The following is a 20,912-nucleotide window of genomic DNA, read 5'->3' as shown; positions in this document are numbered from 1 at the left end:
CTTGCAATGTATTTTACTTAATGGTATCTTGATTTTAGATTTTTACATAAGGGAGAAATTCAATTGGAAAAAACATTAGTAATTAATTCAGGAAGTTCAACTTTAAAGTTTAAATTATACTTAATGCCTGAAGAAAAGGAAATTGCAAAGGGATTACTTGAACGCATTGGATTTGATGGATCAGCAATTAAAATTGTATACAATGACGGTAAAAAATATACGGAAGAATTACCGCTTGCTAACCATGCAGTAGCGATCAAAGAAATGCTGAGGTTATTGAAGGAACTTAAAATCGTCGATAATTTTGAAGAAATTACAGGAGTTGGCCACCGGGTCGTTGCTGGGGGTGAATATTTTGATCAGTCAGTCGTAATTGATGATGATGTAATTCAAAAAATTGACGAATTAGCTGATTTTGCACCATTACATAACCCGAATAATTTGATTGGAATTCAAGAATTCAAAAAGTTATTACCGGATGCAACCGCGGTTGCCGTTTTTGATACGGCATTCCATCAAACGTTGCCGGAAGAAAACTACATGTACAGCACACCATACGAATGGTATGAAAAATACGGCGTTCGGCGTTACGGCGCTCACGGAACAAGTCACCAATTCGTTGCTGAAAAGGCGGCTGAATACTTAGGCAAGCCATTAAAGGACTTAAAGATGATCACCTGTCACTTGGGCGCTGGTTCTTCAATGTGTGCCATTAAAGACGGCAAGTCATTTGATACTTCAATGGGCTTCACTCCGTTGACAGGAATTACAATGGGAACTCGGTCAGGGGATGTCGACTTTTCATTAGTTGCATACGTAATGAAGAAGATGCAGACAACGGATGTTGATGCAATTCTAGACACGTTGAATAAAAAGTCAGGGTTGCTCGGTGTATCGGGACGGTCACTTGATATGCGCGACTTACAGGCTGCCGAAAAGGATGGCGACCAACGTGCATCCCTTGCAATTCGGCTTTTTATAAAAAACATCGTTCGGTATGTTGGTCAGTATTATGCTGAGATGGGCGGCTTAGATGCGATCGTCTTTACAGCTGGAATTGGCGAAAATGAAAGTGCAATTCGAAAACGGATAATCGACCGTCTTTCATTTATGGGGGTTGCAATGGATGATGCAAAAAATGATGCCAACGTGGATGGCGTTGTTTCGACTACGGATTCAAAGATTGCAGTATTGCGTGTTCCAACGAATGAAGAATTAATGATCGCGCGGGACGTTGAACGGTTGAAAAATAAATAAGAAGGATGTGACAAAACGTAAAAAACGCGAGCGTGGTGGAAGCAGAAAAGCAAACGAATCGTGCAGTATAGATTCGGAGGTTTTTGAATTAGCTCTGTGTCACCACTTAGCTTATTTGTTTTGGAATCCGATTATGCAGAGGTTGTGATGTGAGTCACAACCTTTTTTTATAAAACGCTTGCAAAAGATGGAAAGCTAAATATAATAGAAATTAATTTCAGGGGAAAGAAGGAAGTTATGATGTTATTAATGCGGATTTTTGGAGTTGTTTTATTTTTAATTGGGCTTTGGCAGTTTTACGTAACATGGAAGTATCATCATTTTTTAACAACAAAGGGAACGGATAATGCTTTTAGTCCACTAGCGCTGTATTATGGTCTTGCCTTAGGGATTGTTATATTTTTACTTGGGTTAGGCTTGATGATCTTGCCACAATGGATGTATGGATTGATTCAGTAAAAAGTTAAAGAAAAGGTTAAGTATAAATATTCAGGAAAGAAAAATTAGAGTTCAGGAAATTTTAAATTATTTTTATTAGAAAAGAATAATATAGTAACTGAACATAGATAGGTTCTATGTAGAAGATAAACACTTTAATAATGACAAACAGTGGTATTAATTTTCACTTACTCAAACTTATTATTGTATGAATATTTAAACCGTCAAATACATGTTTGCAATGTATTTACTCTTTGACAATAGATATAATCTATGAAATAGTATCCTCTCCCAACCGATACTGAAAAATGATTAACCTGGACCATTGTTTAGTCAGTTGCTTGCCGGAAGCTTGCCTTGCTCTTGACCCCTTTATAGTTTATGGTAGAGTTTTCGGAAGCGTTGAAGATGAGACCGCCCAGTCCCATCTTTTTTTATTGGTTAAAAAAGATTAAAATAAAGCTAATTTAGACAAAGGAAAGTGAGCAAATGGGACAGCATAAGATTATTGCGCATCGCGGAATGTCTACCCTAGCGCCTGAAAATACAATGGCGGCGTTTGAATTGATGCCACGGTACAATGTAAATTGGCTTGAAACGGATCTCGCAATCACAAATGATGAAAAATTAGTAATCATGCATGATGGTGATATTGCTCGGACAACAAATGGCCGGGGACAGGTAACGGCGTTAAATTTTGAAGAATTACATCGATTATCTGCCGGGGAATGGTTTGATTTGAAGTTTAGAAATGAAAAGATCCCGACCTTCGATGACGTAATTGATTTTATTAACTGTAATCAAATTAACCTTAATCTGGAGATCAAGCCAATTAACGGCAAGGATGCAATGCGTTTAACACGTTCAATGGTGCGGCAGTTAGCAAGCCAGATTGATCGAATCGATTCGCAGATTCGGGTGATCATTTCTTCATTTTATCCGGATATTTTAATGAGAATGAAACAGGTGCGGCCGGATTTAGAATATGCGTGTCTGTTTAACCAATATACCCTTTCATTAGCGAAACCCTTAACGGGATTTTTAAATACAAAAATCATTCATCCGGACAATCGCCGATTAACGGCTGCGAAGGTCCGGCAATTAAAGAAAGCCGGTTATGAAATCAATGTTTGGACGGTTGATAAGATCGATCGGGCCAATCAGTTATTTAACTGGGGCGTTGATGGAATTTTTACCGATATTGGACAAGATTTCCCCAACTATCGCCAAGGCCAAGTTCAAGATAGTCATTATTTAACAACTTGGTTCTAGGTTTCATGTGAAACAAAAAGCGGAGATTGTAACTTATGTTACAATCTCCGCTGCTTTTTATTTAATCAAAAGTTTTAAAACAAGTGAAACGATCAGGACAAGGATAACGGCGCCGATGATTGACGGAATAATTGCCATGCCTGCAATTACGGGTCCCCAAAATCCGAGGAGATGTTCTCCAAGAGCGGAACCAATCAAACCGGCAATGATATTGGCAATCCAGCTCATTGAGCCGCGCCGATTTGTCAGCCAGCCGGCAACTGAGCCAATGACAGCTCCGATAATTAAAACCCAAATCAAATGTAACATTTAAATTCCTCCTTTAACTGATGTCCTATTATAATCAATTAAGTTTAAAATCTTTTTTAATTTGTTTAATATTTTGTGGTCGAAGGGTGATTTTTAATACCAAATAAATAAATAACAGGAAGAAAATAATATTAATAATTCCATTTCCGAATAACGGTGCAATGTGGGCTAAGATCACCGCACAGAAGGTTTCAATGAAACCAAAGAAAATCGAAACGATAATATTGACGCTTCGAAGGTAAAAGAGACCGCACATCAATCCGAATGCAAATTCAGCAACGAGCTGATAAATTGTTGAAAGAACGCCACCGTACATGTTATTGAGAACAAAAACTTCGAAAACACTGAAGAGCGCCGAACTTAAAATTAAGCTTTTAAGGATGACGTTGGAAGATGATTGCCAATTATGAATCATTGCTGGCATTAAAATAGCATAAAACATGATGACCGGAATCGTTGCGGATGCCAAGATGAAAAACAGCCAGAAAAACGGGCTGAGTGAAATTTCAAGCGAAGTTGCCGACGGAACAGTCTTAAACATTGCGTTGATCGCAATTACAAAAATCAATGCAAAAACCAAAAGCCAGCCGATCCGTTTAAAGCCGTACCATTCAAAATAGATTTTTTCTTTTGTATACAACCAATTAATTGCGAGGGCAATGATAATTGTGACCAGGTTGCTGATTAACATATCATTTGAATTGATTCGAACATGAAATGCCCGGCAAACGATGTGCAAAATTAGCATCCCGCACAGCCATAACAGTAATGTGATCCATACTCGTTTAAAATCTTTTGTATTTTTCTTTTCAGTCATAACCTAGTCCTTAAATTTATTTTTATTACTATATTTTAATACATATCCCAGATGAATTAAATTTAAAGCAGGCATTAGGTCCAAATAAAAGTGAAATTAACGGTATAATTAAAGTTAAGAAAGGAAGCAAAAGCAATGGAACACGTTATTGTTAACTCAAACATTGATACGGTCGAAAAAAAGGTCGTTGACTTTATCCATGGGAAGGGATTCAAGGTTTTCGATAACATTGATCAAAAGGCTGAAGCCAGTAATGTTGGTCTTGAAATTCCGGAAACCCGGTTGATTATTTTTGGTAATCCGAAAGTTGGAACATTATTGATGCAAGAAAATGATGATATTACCTTTGAATTACCGATCAAAGTTTTATTGATCGCAAAGGATGAACAAACAGAATTGATCTATCGTAATCCGTATGATTTCCCAGGAAATGATCAGTTGAAAGATCGAGGGAAAAAGATCATTGAAAAGATGCACCACATGTATCAAGAAATGATAGAAGCTGCTAAATAAAAGGTGTGACAAAACAGTAAAGACGAACGAATCGCGCAACAAAGATTCGGAGCTTTTCGAACTTCACTAGTTTCACGTTGTAGCTTGTTTGGTTTGGAATCCGATTATGCGAATACAACAAAGAGGTTGTGACTCCCAGTCGCAACCTCTTTGTTACTTAAATGCAATGTAAATCTGATGACTACGAGGAAATTCGATGTTCATCCGTTCTTTTAAAACTGAAATACATTTTTGCTGATTCAATTTTGAAGCTTGGAAATGTTTAAATCCATTTTCATTTAATTGATAATTACCGCCATTTTGGGTAATTTCAATTTTCCGATCTCGTTTCCATGTTGTCAGGATCACATGAAGTCGTTTACCGGTCTTCATTCGCTTTTGAATCATTACTGAAGCATTATTCCGCGTGATTAATTGCAAATTATTCATCTCCGTTTCATATACCTTAATTTTACAAATTTTAAAGCTAAAAAGCACGGATAAAGTAATTATAAGTTAAAATCATGCTCAATTTGTTTCCGGGAGCGCGGTTTAAGCTGGAAGAATAAAACTAATAACGCCACGATGAGAATTGGAAGCGCAGTATTCCATCCTGCTTGACTTTCAGTGGTGTTGGTTAGACTGATCGAGGTAAAGTCTACGAGCATATGGAATAAAATCGGGGTAATCAAATTATTTGTCCGCAAATACATGAATGCTAAAATCACTCCCAAAGAAAAGGCGACCACAATTTGAACAATAGTATTCGGGAACGGTTGTGAAAAGGCATTGACGGCATGGGTAAGGCCAAAAATTAGGCTACTTAAAAGCACTCCGCCTAAAATTGGATTTTTTCCCCGCCAATTATGAATCAAACTTCCGAGAATCATTCCGCGAAAGGTAAATTCCTCGGCGATTCCAATTAGGGCCGCTAAAACAAGATAAAGTCCAATATGATGCATTTGATTATAATTTAAAACAATCGCGATAATATAATACCCGATAAAAAGGTCGACCATCCAAGATCGCAGAAAGATGTTCCAGTTTCCAAAATGAAATTTTTCCTTGGTATAAAAATGATTAATTAATAAAGTGGCAATAATGATGCCGACTTCGCATCCGCCTTGAAGAAGTAATTGGTCTTTAAAAAGGGTAATGTTTAATTCTTCCTGAACAACTGCAAGTAGGATATTAATTCCAAAAAAGCAGATGATCCAAAAAGCCCAGGAAAACCAAGGCTTGCTGATTTGTTTTGAATGATTGGCTGGCGCCATTCAAATTCCTCCTCCATTAAGTCTTTAATCCTAACTATAACAGAAATTGGAGTGGAGGCTTACGAATTACAATCTAAACTTTGAAATTTGACGATCAAAGGGTTAAAAGCTGGTAAAATCTTTGATTATTCTTCACATCGCTCATTACAAAATGGTAAAATTAAAGTGATTTTATTTGAAATGATTAAATCCGATATTTAGCAAAAGAGGTATCCGAATGAAGAAATCATCAGTTTTTGATCAGAGGACATCTGCTTTGAAAAAAATTATGAAGGGGCGCAAGGCAGAGACTCAGTCATCAGCTGCGACGGTGGAATCCACCCCAACGGCATCTTCACAGCGGGCGTCCCTTGAAAGTCAGCTTGATGCTGCGCAAACCAAATTGCGTGAGTTAAGTCATGAAATTGCACAGTTGCAAACGGCGGTCGATAATCAACACCGGCAAGCAGATCAGGCAAAGCAGGCGGCGCAAACCGCGCAAGCTGAGCAACAACGCATTGAGGAACAAAAGGTTCAAACTCAGCAGGACCTTCAAAGTGCAACGATTGAAAATATCAATAAGTTGAGTCAAAAAATCAGCAATAAGCAAAATGATATTTTAATTGACCGGCAACGAATCGATGAATTAAAAGATGCAAAGGACACGAGCAAACGTTCAGCTGAGGATGAAGCGCAAATTAAACGGCTGAATGAACAGCGAAAAGCCCTTGAAGAAACGCAGGCTGAAGTTCAAAAGAACGTTGATGGGGCAAACCAAATCGTTCAGCGTGAAATTCAGGCAGTTGAAAAGGCGAAGGTTGCAATCAGCGACGCAGCTGATCAAGATGTCCAACAGGCACGGGAAAAACTTCAAATGAAGCAGATTGATTTGAATACTGCCCGGTATAATTTACGGGGAGCTGAGCGGAAGTTGGCGGATGTGAAGGAAAACTTAACAGAAGTCAAGAATCAGACAAGTCTTCTTCAGGGTGACGCGACTGCAACTCTTCAAGCCACAAAAGAAAAATTGGCCAATGATGAGCAGCTTTTGGTTGATTACCAAAATCGGTTAGCGGTTCTCCAAAATGCAAATAATCGGATGCAAAGTTTGCGGACTGAATTACGGCGGGCAGAGGAAGCCGTTCAACGCGAAACCCGGAAACGTGAAATTATTCAACAAGATTTAGCTGAAAAGATCAATCAGTTAACGGTGGCGAAACGCAAAGGGCTGGATTGTCAACAAGAAATCGAAGAATTGCAACGTGAATTACGGACAGTGTCACAGCCGGAAATTCAAAAGCCGGCAGTTCCGAATCAGCGATTGCCTCAAGTGGGCGAAAATACTCGTCATCACGGAACACCGAAACGGACATCCCTGCTTAAGGTTGCCGCATTAACGGTTTCAGAAATTCTTACCCGGCTTGATTTTGGGCATCATAAAAAGCGCCAGAAATAATAAAGAGAAGTTAAAACTTTTGCTAAAAATCTTCATATAAAATTCATAATTACGGGGCATACTACAAATATAGTAAATAACATCCCTAGTTATTTGCTACCTAACATACTCCAAATATACAATCCTTTTTCTCTAGTCTATGGTTACATAGATTAGAGTTTTTTTATTATGGTGATTTCTTGACTTTTAAAAAATAACCAAGTAAGATTAACCACGAGATAGTTTGAATAGTAGATAAAGTAGTCAAAGTGCTTTATCCACGCTTTTTAGTAGTCGCTAATTGGTGTGGTGGAGGCACTTTTTTATTTTTTCAGACTAAATTAGTGAAGAAAGGGATTCGGAAATGGTAGAAGAACAAACAGAATATGATACAATTGCTGCAATTTCAACTCCGCCTGGTGAAGGTGCAATTTCAATTGTACGTTTAAGCGGGGACGATGCATTGCCAATCGTCATGAAGATGTTTAAGGGAAAGGACTTAACAAAGGTTCCAACGCACACGATCAATTACGGGCATATTATTGATCCGAAAAATGGCGAAACCGTCGATGAAGTTATGGTAACCGTTATGCGGGCACCGAAAACATATACCCGGGAAGACATTGTTGAAATTAACTGTCACGGTGGAATTGTTCCAACCAACAAGATTTTGCAATTGTTGCTGACAAATGGTGCGCGAATGGCCAATCCAGGTGAATTTACTGAACGGGCCTTTCTTCACGGTCGAATTGATTTGACCCAAGCAGAATCAGTACTTGATATTATCAAGGCTAAAACTGACCGTTCAGCTAAGTTAGCGCTTGATCACCTTGGCGGCAGCTTAGCAAAGCTGATTCGCGGATTGCGTGAAGAAATTCTTGATACCTTATCAAAGGTTGAAGTTAATATTGACTATCCGGAATATGACGGAACTGAAATGATCACCACTAAGCTTTTAAAGGAACGGACGATCGAAGTTAAGAAGAAGATTGATAAGTTGCTTGAAACTGCTCAAGGCGGCAAGATTTTACGCGAAGGATTAGCAACAGCAATTATCGGTCGGCCAAACGTTGGGAAATCAAGCCTTTTGAATTATCTGTTACATGAAGATAAGGCAATTGTAACTGATGTTGCTGGAACGACCCGGGACGTCATTGAAGAATACGTCAACATTAAGGGAATTCCATTGAAACTGATTGATACGGCTGGAATTCGTGAAACGGAAGATAAGGTTGAAAAGATCGGAGTTGAACGGTCACGCAAGGCAATTGACCAAGGAGACTTGGTAATTTTGGTATTGAATGCCAGCGAACCGTTGACGGATGAAGACCGGCAGTTGATCGATTTGACGAAGGATAAGCAACGGATCGTAATTCTGAACAAAACCGACTTGCCGCAAAAGATTGAAATCGATGAAGTCGAAGGTTTAGTTGGCAAGGAAAACATCATTCAAACATCAATTCCAAATAATATTGGCGTTGACGATGTTGAACAACGGATCAAGGACATGTTTGCTAACGGAATTGAAAGTTCACAAAATGCGGTCATCATTAATAATGCCCGGCATGTTGCCTTGTTAAATAAGGCTGCTGACTCATTGGATGCCGTTTTAGTTGGAATTAAGAATGGGATGCCCGTTGACCTTTGTCAAACCGACATGCGCGATGCCTGGGAAGACCTAGGTGAAATTACCGGGGATTCATATAAAGACGAATTGTTGGATGAATTATTCAGCAAGTTCTGCTTAGGAAAATAAAAACGATATAAGGAGAAGATAATGCAAGTAGCAAAAGGAAAACCTTATAAGGCAAAAGACTACGACGTGATCGTTGTTGGTGCGGGGCATGCCGGCTGTGAAGCAGCACTGGCAGCTGCCCGGATGGGAAATAAAACCCTTTTAATGACGATCACTCTCGAAATGGTTGCATTTATGCCATGTAATCCATCTGTCGGCGGTCCGGCAAAGGGAACCGTTGTCCGTGAAATTGACGCTTTGGGCGGCGAAATGGGAAAGAACATCGATAAGACCTATGTTCAAATGCGGATGCTGAATACAAGTAAAGGTCCGGCGGTCCGTGCATTGCGCGCACAAGCTGATAAGCGGCAGTATTCAATCGAAATGAAGCATACCCTTGAAGAAGAACCAAATTTAACTTTGCGTCAAGGAATGGTTGATGATCTGATCGTTGAAGACGGCGAAGTTAAGGGCGTTATTACAAGTACCGGGGCGCATTACGGTGCTAAGACCGTTGTTTTGACAACCGGAACATCTGCTCGGGGCAAAATCATTATCGGGGAATTGATGTATTCATCAGGTCCGAATAACTCGCAACCGGCCCTTGAATTAACGAAAAACCTTGAAGAAAAGTATGGTTTTGATATTGTTCGGTTTAAGACCGGAACACCGCCGCGAATCGATGGCAACACGATTCACTATAACGAAACGGAAGAACAACCGGGGGACGCTGAAGTTAATCACTTTAGTTTTGAAAGCTCTGATGATGAATATATTCCCGTTAAGGATCAATTGTCATGTTGGTTGACCTATACAAACGAAAAGGTTCACCAAATTATTCGGGATAACCTTGATCGAGCTCCAATGTTTACTGGGGTAATTGAAGGGGTTGGTCCGCGTTACTGCCCTTCAATTGAAGATAAGGTCGTTCGATTTGCTGATAAAGACCGGCACCAGCTTTTCCTTGAACCTGAAGGACGAAAGACGGATGAATACTATATTGACGGGTTATCAACTTCATTGCCTGAAGAAGTTCAGTTACAAATGATCCACAATGTTAAGGGCCTTGAAGATGCCGAAATGATGCGTCCAGGATACGCAATTGAATACGATGTTGTTTCTCCGTATCAATTACGACCAACCCTTGAAACTAAGTTGATCAAGGGCCTTTATACTGCGGGGCAGATCAACGGAACGTCAGGTTATGAAGAGGCTGCGGGTCAAGGCTTGATTGCTGGGATCAACGCCGGCCGGCACGCTTTAGGCAAGAAGGAGATTGTGCTTAAACGAAGCGATGCTTACATTGGCGTTTTAGTTGATGACTTGGTTACAAAGGGAACAAACGAACCATACCGGTTGTTGACTTCCCGGGCTGAGTACCGCTTGATTTTACGGCATGATAATGCGGACTTGCGATTAACGGATATTGGTCATGAAATCGGCTTGATTTCAGATGAACGGTATGCAAAATTTGTTCAAAAACGGCAAGCCATTGAAGATGAAAAGAAACGGCTTGAATCAATTCGAATTAAGCCAAATCCAGAAATTGATGCCTATCTTGAAGCCCATGGTGATAAAGCATTGAAGGATGGCGTATTAGCCAGTGACATGTTGCGGCGGCCATATATGAGCTACCAAGATTTATTGAAGTTTATTCCTGCTCCGGATCATGAACTTAATAAACGGGTTATTGAGCAGATTGAAATTCAATACAAATATGAAGGCTACATCAAGAAGGCGGAAGAAAAGGTTGAAAAACTTCACCGGATGGAGGCCAAGAAGATTCCTACAAATATTGACTACAATGCAATTGACGGGTTAGCAACGGAAGCGGTTGAAAAATTAACAAAGATTCAACCCGAAACGTTGGCTCAAGCAAGCCGAATCAGTGGGGTCAACCCGGCTGATATCTCAATTCTTGCAGTTTATATTCAACAGGGAAGAATTGCAAAGAAGACAGAAGAATAGGAAAAAAGACGAAGTTCGGTTGAACTTCGTCTTTTTGGTTATGAATCTTTTAATTACTATTTGATGAGGAGAAAATCGATAAGATATCCAAGAAGAGGTTGATAAAATCAAGGAAGATATCTAATGAACTGTCTAGTGCAAGGAATGTTCCATCATAACCATCGGCAATTTCACCCCGAAAATTAGCAAGGAAACGCACCTTGATCATCTGATTGTCATAGATCGTATAAAGAACGAAAACAAAGATGTCGGCAACTAGTAAGAGATTCATCAAAAGGGTTGATCCAATCAAAATATTAAAAAGCATAAGAATAATAACTGCAAGGAGTGCTCCCAAAAGCGGGCCGCCCCAACCGGCAGCGTTTTTCTTAGTTTGAAGGCCGAATAGTGCACAACTACTGAAAATCGCAAAGGTTATTAAGAAAGCTTCAGCAGTAACGATCATGGCCCTTGAAAAACCGACCGTGTTGTAAAGGGCACCGATACTGACAAGAACTGATTGGGTCAGCATCCAAATCGTGAGGGCGATTGCACCGATTTCATAACTTTTTTGGTGAGTTTTCCGGGCCTTTTGGGCAAGCCACATAAGCAATCCAAGAAAGATAAGATAAGTAATTCCATGAAGTGAAAATGCAAGTTTAACCATTAAAATTCCAAAATCAAAGAAGATCCATTCAAAAGCGGCAAGGAAAAGACTTGCTAAAATTTCAGCCATCACAATGCCGTAAGTCTTGGCAATGTGCTTTCCTAAAAGTTTACTTTCTTCTGAAGTAACTGGGAACAGCATTGCTTCACGGACAAATTTCCCCTTTTTTACAAAGCTTCCGGAAGCGCCAACGCTATTTGCAGCCGTGTTCAACGCAACTAACGATGAGGTTTCTTTTTCAGCTTGTCCCTGAACTTGAACGTCAGCCGAAATTTCTTCTGCCCGGGCCTTTACACGTTGAGTTTTAAGGGATTCTTGCCACTTTTGAACCGCGTCATTTAGAATCAAAACAACGTGGGAATCAACGTAATTAAGCGGAATCGAAATAAGATGTTTGCTGTCTTGAGTTTTAACAAACTTTTTAAAATCTGCAGGGACATTCTTAGAGGTTAATAAATTAAGCCGGGCATTTTTCTTCGTTCCGCTCATCCCAATTTGAGCAACATCCGCAGCCGAAAGTTGAAATTCAGTGTCTTTCATTGGAACTCGCACGCGGATGTAATCTTTTGTTAAGACAACCAACGGCTGCTTGCTATGGAAAAGGTAAATTAATGGGATAACAGCGGTTATGCCAAAAAAAACGGTACAAAAAAGTCCCATCCCAGCATCACCGCTAGTCAGGACGCCAACGCCCATTGCAACCAATAAAAGCGACATGATTGTTAATGCAATGAGCTTGAATTTACTCATATAAACTGAAATCTTTTCATTTTTCAAAATCACTCAATCCTTTTCTTTAAGATATTAAAAATTTTAACATAAAAATAAAAAAGATTACGAAATTTTTCGTAATCTCTTAATTGATTTCTTGAATTAACATCTAAAGATTAATCAGGATCATAAATATCACACTGGATGTTTTGATAGGATGCCCAGCCGATAAAAAATTTAAAGAAGGAAATCGTTTTAGATGAAGCGACGCATGTCAGTTTGTATGTAATTTGATGGAAATTGCCGTCGTCTTCAGACTTAAATCCTTTAGGAACGGGAAGTTTTGACTTTAAATAAATTGTGAGTTTACCACTTGTTCGATAAACGCTAGGATGATATCCAAATTCTAAGTGAGGAACTTCGAACACAATGCGCTTAATTTGATCAACGGGAACGATAAGGTTATTTTCTTTAAAGCGGTTAATTGCTTTTCTAAAAGTAATGGCGTTTTCCCGAATAGAAATTAACGGGAATGAACCGTTTAATAAAATAACTAAGTAAGAAAAGAAAATCCATGCACCTGATAGGAAAAGAAATCCAAAAGTAATAGCGGCCCCTAGATCGTTAGTTGGAAAACAAAAAGTGGTCATCCACATAATGATTATTGAAAATAGCATTGGAAAAATAGCATGTGATCGGCTGATGTAAAGGGAATTTTTATCTTTCAAAATCACTCAATCCTTTTCTTTAAGATACTAAAGATTTTAGCATAAAAATAAAAAAGATTACGGAATTTTCCATAATCTCTTAATTAAATTATTGAATTACCAAATATTGACCCGTTTGTCAGGTGCTAAGTACATTCCATCATCTTCGTGGACGTCAAAGGTTGTGTAGAAATCATCAAGGTTTTTCGGTTGAACGTTTGCCCGTAAGACATGCGGAGCATGCACGTCGATGTTAAGCAGCAGTTTCATCCGTTCCATCGATGCTTTCATTCGCCAAATTCGCGCCCAATTAATAAAGAATGCTTTCAGATCTGGTTGGGCTTCGCCTTTTGCGGCTTCAAGAGCACAGCTTAAACCGCCAGCATCAGCAATATTTTCCGAAACAACCAATTTTCCGTTGACTTTTCCGGCTTCGGTTTCAAGGCCGTCAAATTCATTGATCATGTCTTGGGCAAGGCCTTGGAAATGCTTCAAGTCGGCTTCAGTCCACCAGTTATGCAAATTTCCTTTTTCATCAAATTGAGCACCGTTATTATCAAAGGCGTGGGAAATTTCGTGGGCAATCACCGCCCCAATTCCACCATAGTTTGCACTTGCCGATTGGTGTAAGTCATAAAATGGAGCCTGCAAAATTGCCGCTGGGAAAACGATCACGTTAAATTGCGGATCGTAGTAGGCATTGACCATGTGCGCTGGCATTTGCCATCTTGTTCGGTCAACTTGTTTGCCCCATCGGTTGTAATGATCAGCAAGGACGATTTCGCTAAAGGATTGGGCATTATCAAGCAAGCTAAGCTGTTCATCGACCTTAAATTTCTTATATAACGGGTCAAGTTCATCCGGATAACCAACGTTGATCCCTAATGCATCCAGCTTAACGATGGCCTGCTTGCGGGTCGATTCACTTAACCAATCATTGTTTTCAAGGCGGTGCTTATAGACATCGACCATTTGGTGAACCATGTGTTCAACGTCGGCTTTGGCATCTGGACTGAAGTACTTATGAGCATAGTAAAGCCCAACAACCTGATCAAACCGGTTGCTGGCAAGGTAGTAAGCAGCTTTTTGCGGTTTCATGGCTTCCTTTGATCCAGAAATTGCCCGGGAAAATTCGCCACCGGTTACGCGGAAATCATCCGTTAAATAACTTGTAACGCCGGTCAAAGTATTAACGAGCAACCAGCTCTTAAAGTTTTCAAAGGTGTCTGGGTTGACGATTTCATCAAGGGCTTCATAATATTTCGGCTCTTCGACGATAACTTGATCAGGCGTGTTTTTAATCAAGTCTTCGGTGTATTTTCCTAAATTAAGGTAGGAACTAAATTTCTTAAAGTCTTCAAATGAATATGGGTTGTACATCTTCGGGTAGTCTGCCCGTTCAGTACTGTCCTTTTCGTGCGGTGCAAGTGAACGGTCAAATGCTAGTGCGCGTTCAAGATGAGTTTGAGCGGTGGTTTCATCATAACCGGCCATCTTAAAAAGTTTCATCACCATTGATGAGAACACAGCGATTAAAGCCTTGCCATTTTCATTATTATCAGCATAGTACGTTTTATCTGGAAGAATCAACGAAGGAACCGAGGCATATAATGTGTAACGATCAGTGTTCTTCATGTCACTTGCAACGTAAAGCTGGAACGGGGCTTCATAGCCTTTCATTGTAAGTTCGACAGCTTTGTTTTCCCAGTCGCTCCAATCTTTCAAATTTTCAACGCGTTCCATAAATTTTTTAGCAGGAGTAAATCCATCGGTATTTCGCTTGTCAAAGTTTGAAGCTAAGCGGTAGTATTTAATGAACTCGTTTAAATATTGGTCTTCTGGCTGAACAGTCCCATCCAGCATCTGACCGAAATCATGCATTAATGTTTTTTCAATATGATCCGCAAGGTCTTGAAATCCACCAGTTGTTGCTTTATCAGCAGGAATTTTAGCGGTTTTAAGCCATTCGCCGTTTACGGCCATATAAAGGTCGTCTTTGATTAATTGTTCATTGATTTGTTCTTTTGCAGCCATAAAATGACCTCCTTATATAGGGTATTTTACCCATTTAAATTCAGAGCGACAAGCAGGCAAATAAAAAGCCAAACAACCGTTAGGCTCTGTCCCACTGCAAACAGAACCTTCACCAATTGTTTGGCCGATCATTAACTATTTACTTTGGCTGCATGAGCATTTTGCATTGGGATTACTCTTGCAATTGCAAGCTTTACCGTCTGCACATCCGCATTTGCAGTTGCATTGACATTGATTTACGCTCATTGAACACCCTTCTTTGAATTTCAATCTTTTATTTTCAAATTAAATAAGGAGCCTCGACCCTGACTTGAAAACATAAATCTTCCAATATGGTCACTTGTTTACCATCTAACACAGGGCTTCTAACTCCTTACACTTTCAATTATATGCAGTTTGGTGATAGGTGCAAAGAAAAAGAACTGGGTAAAACAAAAAGCCGTGATCACATCACGACTTTCACTGATGGGTGGTCAGGGGATCGAACCCTGGACCCACGGATTAAGAGTCCGTTGCTCTGCCAGCTGAGCTAACCACCCATAAATCTTTAGTTGATAAGCGATAAGAACTTTTCACATCTCATCGACGATTAATATAATATCAAGGATAGAAGATGAATGCAAGCTTTTTTTGAAATTTTTTTGAGAAATTTGAAAAAAGGCTTAAAAATGGCTAAACTAAGGGATAAATTAATTTTCGGAAAAGAAGAAATGAGGAATTAAAATGAGTTTAATTTACCTGCGGCACGCCACTCAACGAGATCTATCATCAATTATGGAAATTATTCATGAAGCGCAAGCACTCCTAAAAAATGACGGCAGTCCGCAATGGCAAAATGGTTACCCCACTAAGGAAGTTTTTCAAACTGATATTCAGCGAAATGAATGCTTGGTTTTGATGGTAAATGATCAAGTTGCTGGAGTAGCAACCCTGGCACATGATCCGCAGACAAATTATCAAAATCTCAGTGATGGCCATTGGAACGTAACTGATCAACCGTACGCAACGATTCATCGGTTAGCATTGTCATCTGAATTTCGGGGAATGCATCTGAGTAATTATTTGATGAGTAATTTAATTTCAATTGGAATCGAACAGGGCATGCAAAACTTCAGAATCGACACCCATGCAATGAATGAACGAATGCAAAGCTTGATTAAGTCAGCTGGATTTCAATATTGCGGAATCATTAATCAGGGGGATAAAGTTCAAGAACGTTTGGGATATGAATTAAATTTATAAAAGTAAGAGGCTGGACTTTCGTCACAGCCTTTTACTTTTTTTGTTCTGTGTTTTTATCGCACCTAGAATTACTTTCCAACCTTTCATCAATAAAACCGAAAGCTGGTAAAAATTAAAACCGCCATGTGAAGTTAATCTAAATCATCCAAGTATGAGGTAACAGAAGTTAACTTGAATACTTAAAGCACCTTCATGTAAATTAATAAAAACTCCGGAGATGATTATTAATTTGACCATGTAAGTTTTAAAAATTACCAGCTGTGAGTGTAGTTAGTAGTAAAGGGGAGAATGTATGATTTATTCCTTGAAAGCTCAGTGACAAATTTGTTGGAGAATGTATAAAAGAAGTCAATTTGCCATATTTGCTTTAAGTGAAAATCACTAACTACTTTCACTAATCGTTTTATAAATGAAAACTTTGAAAACCAAGTCTAGAGCTTAACTGTATTATAGCATAGTTTTCAAAATGTTCGGTCAGAATTTCGGATGAAGATCACCGTTTTTTCATGGTTTGGTTTTCATTCGGTGATGATTTATAATAGAGACTGAGAATTTTTCAATTCGATGAGGCGGGTGATTATTTAATAGTCGCTGAAAACCCATTTTAATGGGGGAGGTATTTGCTTATGAAAAAGATTTTAGTTGTCGATGATGAAAAACCAATTTCCGATATTATTAAGTTTAATTTAAAAAAAGAAGGTTATGATGTTTACACCGCCTATGATGGTGAAGAAGCCTTGCAAAAAGTTGAAGAAGTTAATCCCGACTTGATTCTTTTGGACCTGATGTTGCCAAAGATCGATGGACTGGAAGTTGCCCGTGAAGTGCGCAAGACTCACAACATGCCGATTATTATGGTTACGGCTAAGGATGCCGAAATCGATAAGGTTTTAGGCCTTGAGATGGGAGCTGACGACTACGTAACCAAGCCGTTTTCAAACCGAGAATTAGTTGCCCGGGTCAAGGCAAACTTACGGCGGCAATCAGCCACAATGGCGGAAGCTCAAGCTGCAGAAGAAGAAAGCAAAAACAATGACATTGCAATTGGTGATCTTGTAATTCATCCGGATGCCTACGTGGTTTCAAAGCGGGGTGAAAAGATCGAATTGACTCATCGGGAATTTGAATTGCTTTATTACTTAGCAAAGCACATTGGTCAGGTAATGACCCGGGAACATTTGCTTCAAACCGTATGGGGATACGATTATTTTGGTGATGTTCGTACCGTTGACGTTACGGTTCGCCGGTTACGTGAAAAAATTGAAGATAATCCGAGCCGTCCAATTTGGCTAGTAACCCGGCGCGGAGTAGGATACTACTTGCGGAATCCAGAAACAAATTAAAATTAAATCAAAAGGATTGAGATCAAAGTGAGTGAAGAAAAGCAAAACGTTAAAGAAGAAAAACTTCACTTTTTCCAATCGATCCACTTTAAAATTGCCCTGGTATTTGCGCTTTTACTGTTAATTGCGTTTCAAATTGTCGGGGCTGTTTTTATTCAGCGATTGAAAAGTGATAATTTAAAAACATTTAAACAACGGGTCGAATTGTCGTCGTACGTTGATAATTCCCTTGCCCAAAATTTGAGTTCAAGCGACACGCAAAAAGCGAATGCCAAGATTCGAATGATTTTGGAAGACGTTAATAACAGCAACATTACCGATGTTCAGGTTGTTGATGCAAAAGGAAATATTCGGGGCGATAACGACGTTGATAAGCGTTCTTTAGTCGGACAGCGGACAACTGATAGCGACATTAAACAGGTTTTATATAACGGGCGGACATATTCAAAAATGACGTATGATCGCAGCGACAATAAACGGTATTATATTTCAATTACCCCGTTATTCAGCTCGACGGGGAATACGAACGCGGTTGTGGGGGCGGTTTATATCCGTGCCAGCCTTGAGAGCGTTTATGATTCATTAAACAATGTAACTGCAATTTTTGCCACGGCGGCGTTGATAGCGACGGTCATCGGTCTTTTGTTAGCAATTATTTTATCAAGTGCGATCACTAGACCAATCGATGAAATGAAAAAGCAAACTGCCCGGATCGCGAAGGGGGATTATTCGGGGCAAGTTCATGTATACGGGAAAGACGAACTGGGGCAATTGGCAGAAGCCGTTAACAACCTTTCAGTACGGGTTGAAGAGTCGCAGGAACAATCAGAGTCTGAGCGGCGACGGTTGGATTCGGTTCTGACTCACATGTCTGATGGAGTTATTGCGACAAACCGCCGCGGAAAAGTTAACATTATTAATCAGGCAGCATGTGATTATCTTGATGTGAATGAAGAAGATACCCTTGGCAAATCAATTTTAGATGTTCTTGATATTCGTGAAGATCACACATTGCATGATTTACTTGAAAATCAAGAGGAAATTACGCTAGATATGTCAGCGGATGACCATGATCAAATTTTGCATGCGTACTTCTCGCTTATTCAACGGGAATCTGGCTTTATTTCGGGAATTGTTTGTGTCTTGCGAGATGTAACCGAACAGGAAAAAATTGACCGTGAATTGCGGCAATTTGTTTCAAACGTTTCACACGAATTGCGGACCCCATTGACAAGTATGCGGAGTTATATTGAGGCGTTAAATGACGGTGCATGGAAAGATCCGGAAGTAGCTCCATCCTTCTTGAAGGTTACGCAAGAGGAAACGGACCGGATGATTCGGATGATCAATGATTTGTTGAAACTATCGCGGATGGATTCTGGCAGGGTCAAGCTTGATCTTGAACTGGTCAACTTGAATGAACTGTTCAACTATGTTCTTGACCGGTTTGAAATGATGCTTGAAAAGGATAATAACGATACGCATTCAACCAAGTCAAAAAACTATACGATCAAACGCGACTTTACGAAGAAGGACCTTTGGGTTGAGATTGATACGGATAAATTTATTCAGGTAATTGATAATATTATGAATAATGCGATTAAGTACTCGCCAAATGGTGGGGTAATTACATGCCGGCTATTAGAAACCCAAAACCACGTTATTTTGAGTATTTCAGACCAGGGATTAGGAATTCCGAAGAAAGATTTGAATCATGTCTTTGACCGGTTCTTCCGCGTTGATAAGGCGCGGTCACGCGCTCAAGGCGGAACCGGCTTAGGACTGGCCATTTCAAAGGAAGTTATTGAAATGCACCACGGTAAAATTTGGGCCGACAGTGTTGAAGGTCAGGGAACGACATTTTACATCTCTCTTCCATACCATGAATATGACGATGACGAGGAGGATCTTTGGGATGAAAATTAAAAAATATTTGTTGCACATTGGCCTTTTGATTGCAGTGGTCATCAGTTTAGTTTTCTCAGCCATTATTTGGATTGATCCAGCAACTTTTCATCGGAATACAACTCAAACGACAACGACGAATGAATCCGGCAATTCAGCAGATGCAACGGTTCACTATGACCTTGCCGATGTCTATTCGCCAACGGGAATTGCAATAACGCAAAATAAGCAGCAGATTCAACTAACGAGCAGTAAGGATAATTTGATCAGTGACCTTTGCAAGGATCTGCGAAAGATCGAGGTTCAGCAGATCACTGTTCAAAATGATAAGGATTTTAATACGTACCGTAAGGATTTACTTGAAAATGACAACATCATTTTGTCATATTCAAATCAGGTATCGATTGGACTTTTTGAAAAACTGATTAGACGTTCAGATATTGCCAAGCAGTATGAAAATCAGCGATTTCAGCATATTGTGCTTCCGACAGCCAATCACCGGGAAATTTATTTGTTAAATGACGTGAACTACAAGGTATATAAGTTGCGGTTGAAGACTTCAATCCCAGCTGAAGTATACCGGCGGGTAACGGCAAAGGATATTCAACAAACCCCGATCGAATATCAGGAGATCAGTAAGGGCCGTTATATTAAGAATTATCCGAAGGGTGTTACGGTTCCGAAATACAGCTACTTGATCAATAAGGAAAATTCGAGTTTATTTGTGACTCACTTATTGGGGGCTTCAAGTTCAAATTCGATTGCAACTAAGGAACATAATGGGGTAACAACGTATACGACGGATAATGGGCAACGATTGGTTATTAACAGCAAGGATGGAACGGTCAACTATGCGCGTGAAGGCCGTGCAAATGAAGACAAAAAGATCAGTTTTAATGATGCCCTTAAAAACGGCTTTGATAATTTAAGTCATCTAGGAGTCTCATTGGACGATGTTCGGTATCAAAATTATGATGAAAACCATTACCAAGTAACATATCAAAGTTACATTAATGGGTACCCGATTATTTCACCGAACTTTTATGGGACGTATGAGATCGGAATGCAACCGAATGGCGCAACCGAATACCGGTTCTCAGTTGATGATTTGCAAGTTCCATTACCGAATAATAACCAAACCGTTAATTTGCCGCCAACCAGTCAAGTTTTGCAAACGTTGAAGGACAAAAATTATAACCTGGGAAAAGTGAAGAGCATTATTGTCGGTTATCAATGGACCCAAAATGCGGGTTCACAAATGGTTGTTGATCTGACACCGACGTACTTTATCCGGTATAACGGTAACTGGATCGATTACCAAACATTAAGTCAGAATCATTAGTTAGGA

At 39.6% G+C, this 20,912-nt stretch carries 18 protein-coding genes and 1 tRNA gene; 11 read left to right on the top strand and 8 right to left on the bottom strand.

What is annotated here, in order from left to right:
- Positions 1–63: 63 nt before the first annotated feature.
- From FC64_RS02180 to FC64_RS02170, 3 genes are all read left to right on the top strand, one after another.
- Entirely contained in the window at positions 64–1,257 is a 1,194-nt protein-coding gene (locus FC64_RS02180; protein ID WP_057906337.1) for an acetate/propionate family kinase, read from the top strand.
- A 237-nt stretch (positions 1,258–1,494) separates the two neighbouring features.
- A complete protein-coding gene (locus FC64_RS02175) occupies positions 1,495–1,716 on the top strand; it encodes an immunity protein (RefSeq protein ID WP_235804829.1) in 222 nt (73 codons plus the stop codon).
- A gap of 468 nt (positions 1,717–2,184) precedes the next feature.
- Complete coding sequence (locus FC64_RS02170) at positions 2,185–2,967, top strand: glycerophosphodiester phosphodiesterase family protein (RefSeq protein WP_057906335.1); 783 nt, start codon at positions 2,185–2,187, stop codon at positions 2,965–2,967.
- 57 nt (positions 2,968–3,024) lie between these two features.
- Here the strand turns inward: FC64_RS02170 and FC64_RS02165 are convergent, their stop codons facing one another.
- Both FC64_RS02165 and FC64_RS02160 read right to left on the bottom strand, forming a co-directional pair.
- Positions 3,025–3,276, bottom strand: a complete 252-nt coding sequence (locus tag FC64_RS02165) for a GlsB/YeaQ/YmgE family stress response membrane protein (RefSeq protein WP_057906334.1) — start codon at positions 3,274–3,276, stop codon at positions 3,025–3,027.
- A gap of 34 nt (positions 3,277–3,310) precedes the next feature.
- Complete coding sequence (locus FC64_RS02160; RefSeq protein WP_057906333.1) at positions 3,311–4,093, bottom strand: hypothetical protein; 783 nt, start codon at positions 4,091–4,093, stop codon at positions 3,311–3,313.
- 135 nt (positions 4,094–4,228) lie between these two features.
- On the opposite strand from FC64_RS02160, the gene FC64_RS02155 reads away from it, so the two are divergent.
- Positions 4,229–4,606 (top strand): DUF302 domain-containing protein, encoded by a 378-nt coding sequence (locus FC64_RS02155; protein WP_057906332.1) that lies wholly within the window; start codon positions 4,229–4,231, stop codon positions 4,604–4,606.
- A gap of 153 nt (positions 4,607–4,759) precedes the next feature.
- On the opposite strand, the gene FC64_RS02150 is transcribed toward FC64_RS02155, so the two are convergent.
- Positions 4,760–5,026 (bottom strand): hypothetical protein, encoded by a 267-nt coding sequence (locus FC64_RS02150; RefSeq protein WP_057827216.1) that lies wholly within the window; start codon positions 5,024–5,026, stop codon positions 4,760–4,762.
- A gap of 68 nt (positions 5,027–5,094) precedes the next feature.
- Complete coding sequence (locus FC64_RS02145; protein ID WP_057906331.1) at positions 5,095–5,859, bottom strand: CPBP family intramembrane glutamic endopeptidase; 765 nt, start codon at positions 5,857–5,859, stop codon at positions 5,095–5,097.
- 217 nt (positions 5,860–6,076) lie between these two features.
- On the opposite strand from FC64_RS02145, the gene FC64_RS02140 reads away from it, so the two are divergent.
- From FC64_RS02140 to mnmG, 3 genes are all read left to right on the top strand, one after another.
- On the top strand, positions 6,077–7,294 hold the full coding sequence (locus FC64_RS02140; protein ID WP_057906330.1) for a coiled-coil domain-containing protein: 1,218 nt from the start codon (positions 6,077–6,079) through the stop codon (positions 7,292–7,294).
- A 343-nt stretch (positions 7,295–7,637) separates the two neighbouring features.
- Positions 7,638–9,029, top strand: a complete 1,392-nt coding sequence (mnmE, locus tag FC64_RS02135; protein ID WP_057906329.1) for a tRNA uridine-5-carboxymethylaminomethyl(34) synthesis GTPase MnmE — start codon at positions 7,638–7,640, stop codon at positions 9,027–9,029.
- 21 nt (positions 9,030–9,050) lie between these two features.
- The gene (gene mnmG / locus FC64_RS02130) at positions 9,051–10,976 is read left to right on the top strand and encodes a tRNA uridine-5-carboxymethylaminomethyl(34) synthesis enzyme MnmG (protein ID WP_057906328.1); all 1,926 of its coding nucleotides are present in this window, start codon (positions 9,051–9,053) and stop codon (positions 10,974–10,976) included.
- A gap of 49 nt (positions 10,977–11,025) precedes the next feature.
- On the opposite strand, the gene FC64_RS02125 is transcribed toward mnmG, so the two are convergent.
- The 4 genes from FC64_RS02125 to FC64_RS02110 form a co-directional block, all read right to left on the bottom strand.
- The gene (locus FC64_RS02125) at positions 11,026–12,399 is read right to left on the bottom strand and encodes a Bax inhibitor-1 family protein (RefSeq protein ID WP_202987238.1); all 1,374 of its coding nucleotides are present in this window, start codon (positions 12,397–12,399) and stop codon (positions 11,026–11,028) included.
- A 110-nt stretch (positions 12,400–12,509) separates the two neighbouring features.
- Positions 12,510–13,061, bottom strand: coding sequence for a hypothetical protein (locus FC64_RS02120; protein WP_202987237.1), 552 nt, complete (start codon positions 13,059–13,061; stop codon positions 12,510–12,512).
- A gap of 96 nt (positions 13,062–13,157) precedes the next feature.
- A complete protein-coding gene (locus FC64_RS02115; protein ID WP_057906325.1) occupies positions 13,158–15,074 on the bottom strand; it encodes a M13 family metallopeptidase in 1,917 nt (638 codons plus the stop codon).
- Positions 15,075–15,540: 466 nt separating this feature from the next.
- Positions 15,541–15,613 (bottom strand) — tRNA-Lys (locus FC64_RS02110).
- 184 nt (positions 15,614–15,797) lie between these two features.
- Here FC64_RS02110 and FC64_RS02105 point away from each other — a divergent pair.
- The 4 genes from FC64_RS02105 to FC64_RS02090 all read left to right on the top strand — a co-directional run bounded on the left by FC64_RS02105 (position 15,798) and on the right by FC64_RS02090 (position 20,906).
- Positions 15,798–16,316, top strand: a complete 519-nt coding sequence (locus tag FC64_RS02105) for a GNAT family N-acetyltransferase (RefSeq protein WP_057906324.1) — start codon at positions 15,798–15,800, stop codon at positions 16,314–16,316.
- A 626-nt stretch (positions 16,317–16,942) separates the two neighbouring features.
- Complete coding sequence (yycF, locus tag FC64_RS02100) at positions 16,943–17,659, top strand: response regulator YycF (protein WP_057827225.1); 717 nt, start codon at positions 16,943–16,945, stop codon at positions 17,657–17,659.
- A 27-nt stretch (positions 17,660–17,686) separates the two neighbouring features.
- Entirely contained in the window at positions 17,687–19,585 is a 1,899-nt protein-coding gene (gene walK / locus FC64_RS02095; protein WP_057906323.1) for a cell wall metabolism sensor histidine kinase WalK, read from the top strand.
- On the top strand, positions 19,575–20,906 hold the full coding sequence (locus FC64_RS02090) for a YycH family regulatory protein (protein WP_057906322.1): 1,332 nt from the start codon (positions 19,575–19,577) through the stop codon (positions 20,904–20,906). The genes walK and FC64_RS02090 overlap by 11 nt, the downstream gene beginning before the upstream one ends.
- Positions 20,907–20,912: the final 6 nt, after the last annotated feature.

Origin of the sequence: Ligilactobacillus araffinosus DSM 20653 (assembly GCF_001435375.1) — a bacterium.
Lineage (GTDB): Bacteria > Bacillota > Bacilli > Lactobacillales > Lactobacillaceae > Ligilactobacillus > Ligilactobacillus araffinosus.
This window is presented reverse-complemented; position numbering and strand designations above follow the sequence as displayed.

Coding starts and splice junctions, on each gene's coding strand:
- FC64_RS02155 (WP_057906332.1), top strand. CDS start 4,229: ATGGAACACGTTATTGTTAACTCAAACATTGATACGGTCGAAAAAAAG.
- FC64_RS02175 (WP_235804829.1), top strand. CDS start 1,495: ATGATGTTATTAATGCGGATTTTTGGAGTTGTTTTATTTTTAATTGGG.
- FC64_RS02105 (WP_057906324.1), top strand. CDS start 15,798: ATGAGTTTAATTTACCTGCGGCACGCCACTCAACGAGATCTATCATCA.
- FC64_RS02140 (WP_057906330.1), top strand. CDS start 6,077: ATGAAGAAATCATCAGTTTTTGATCAGAGGACATCTGCTTTGAAAAAA.
- FC64_RS02165 (WP_057906334.1), bottom strand. CDS start 3,276: ATGTTACATTTGATTTGGGTTTTAATTATCGGAGCTGTCATTGGCTCA.
- FC64_RS02090 (WP_057906322.1), top strand. CDS start 19,575: ATGAAAATTAAAAAATATTTGTTGCACATTGGCCTTTTGATTGCAGTG.
- FC64_RS02170 (WP_057906335.1), top strand. CDS start 2,185: ATGGGACAGCATAAGATTATTGCGCATCGCGGAATGTCTACCCTAGCG.
- mnmE (WP_057906329.1), top strand. CDS start 7,638: ATGGTAGAAGAACAAACAGAATATGATACAATTGCTGCAATTTCAACT.
- FC64_RS02115 (WP_057906325.1), bottom strand. CDS start 15,074: ATGGCTGCAAAAGAACAAATCAATGAACAATTAATCAAAGACGACCTT.
- FC64_RS02145 (WP_057906331.1), bottom strand. CDS start 5,859: ATGGCGCCAGCCAATCATTCAAAACAAATCAGCAAGCCTTGGTTTTCC.
- yycF (WP_057827225.1), top strand. CDS start 16,943: ATGAAAAAGATTTTAGTTGTCGATGATGAAAAACCAATTTCCGATATT.
- FC64_RS02160 (WP_057906333.1), bottom strand. CDS start 4,093: ATGACTGAAAAGAAAAATACAAAAGATTTTAAACGAGTATGGATCACA.
- mnmG (WP_057906328.1), top strand. CDS start 9,051: ATGCAAGTAGCAAAAGGAAAACCTTATAAGGCAAAAGACTACGACGTG.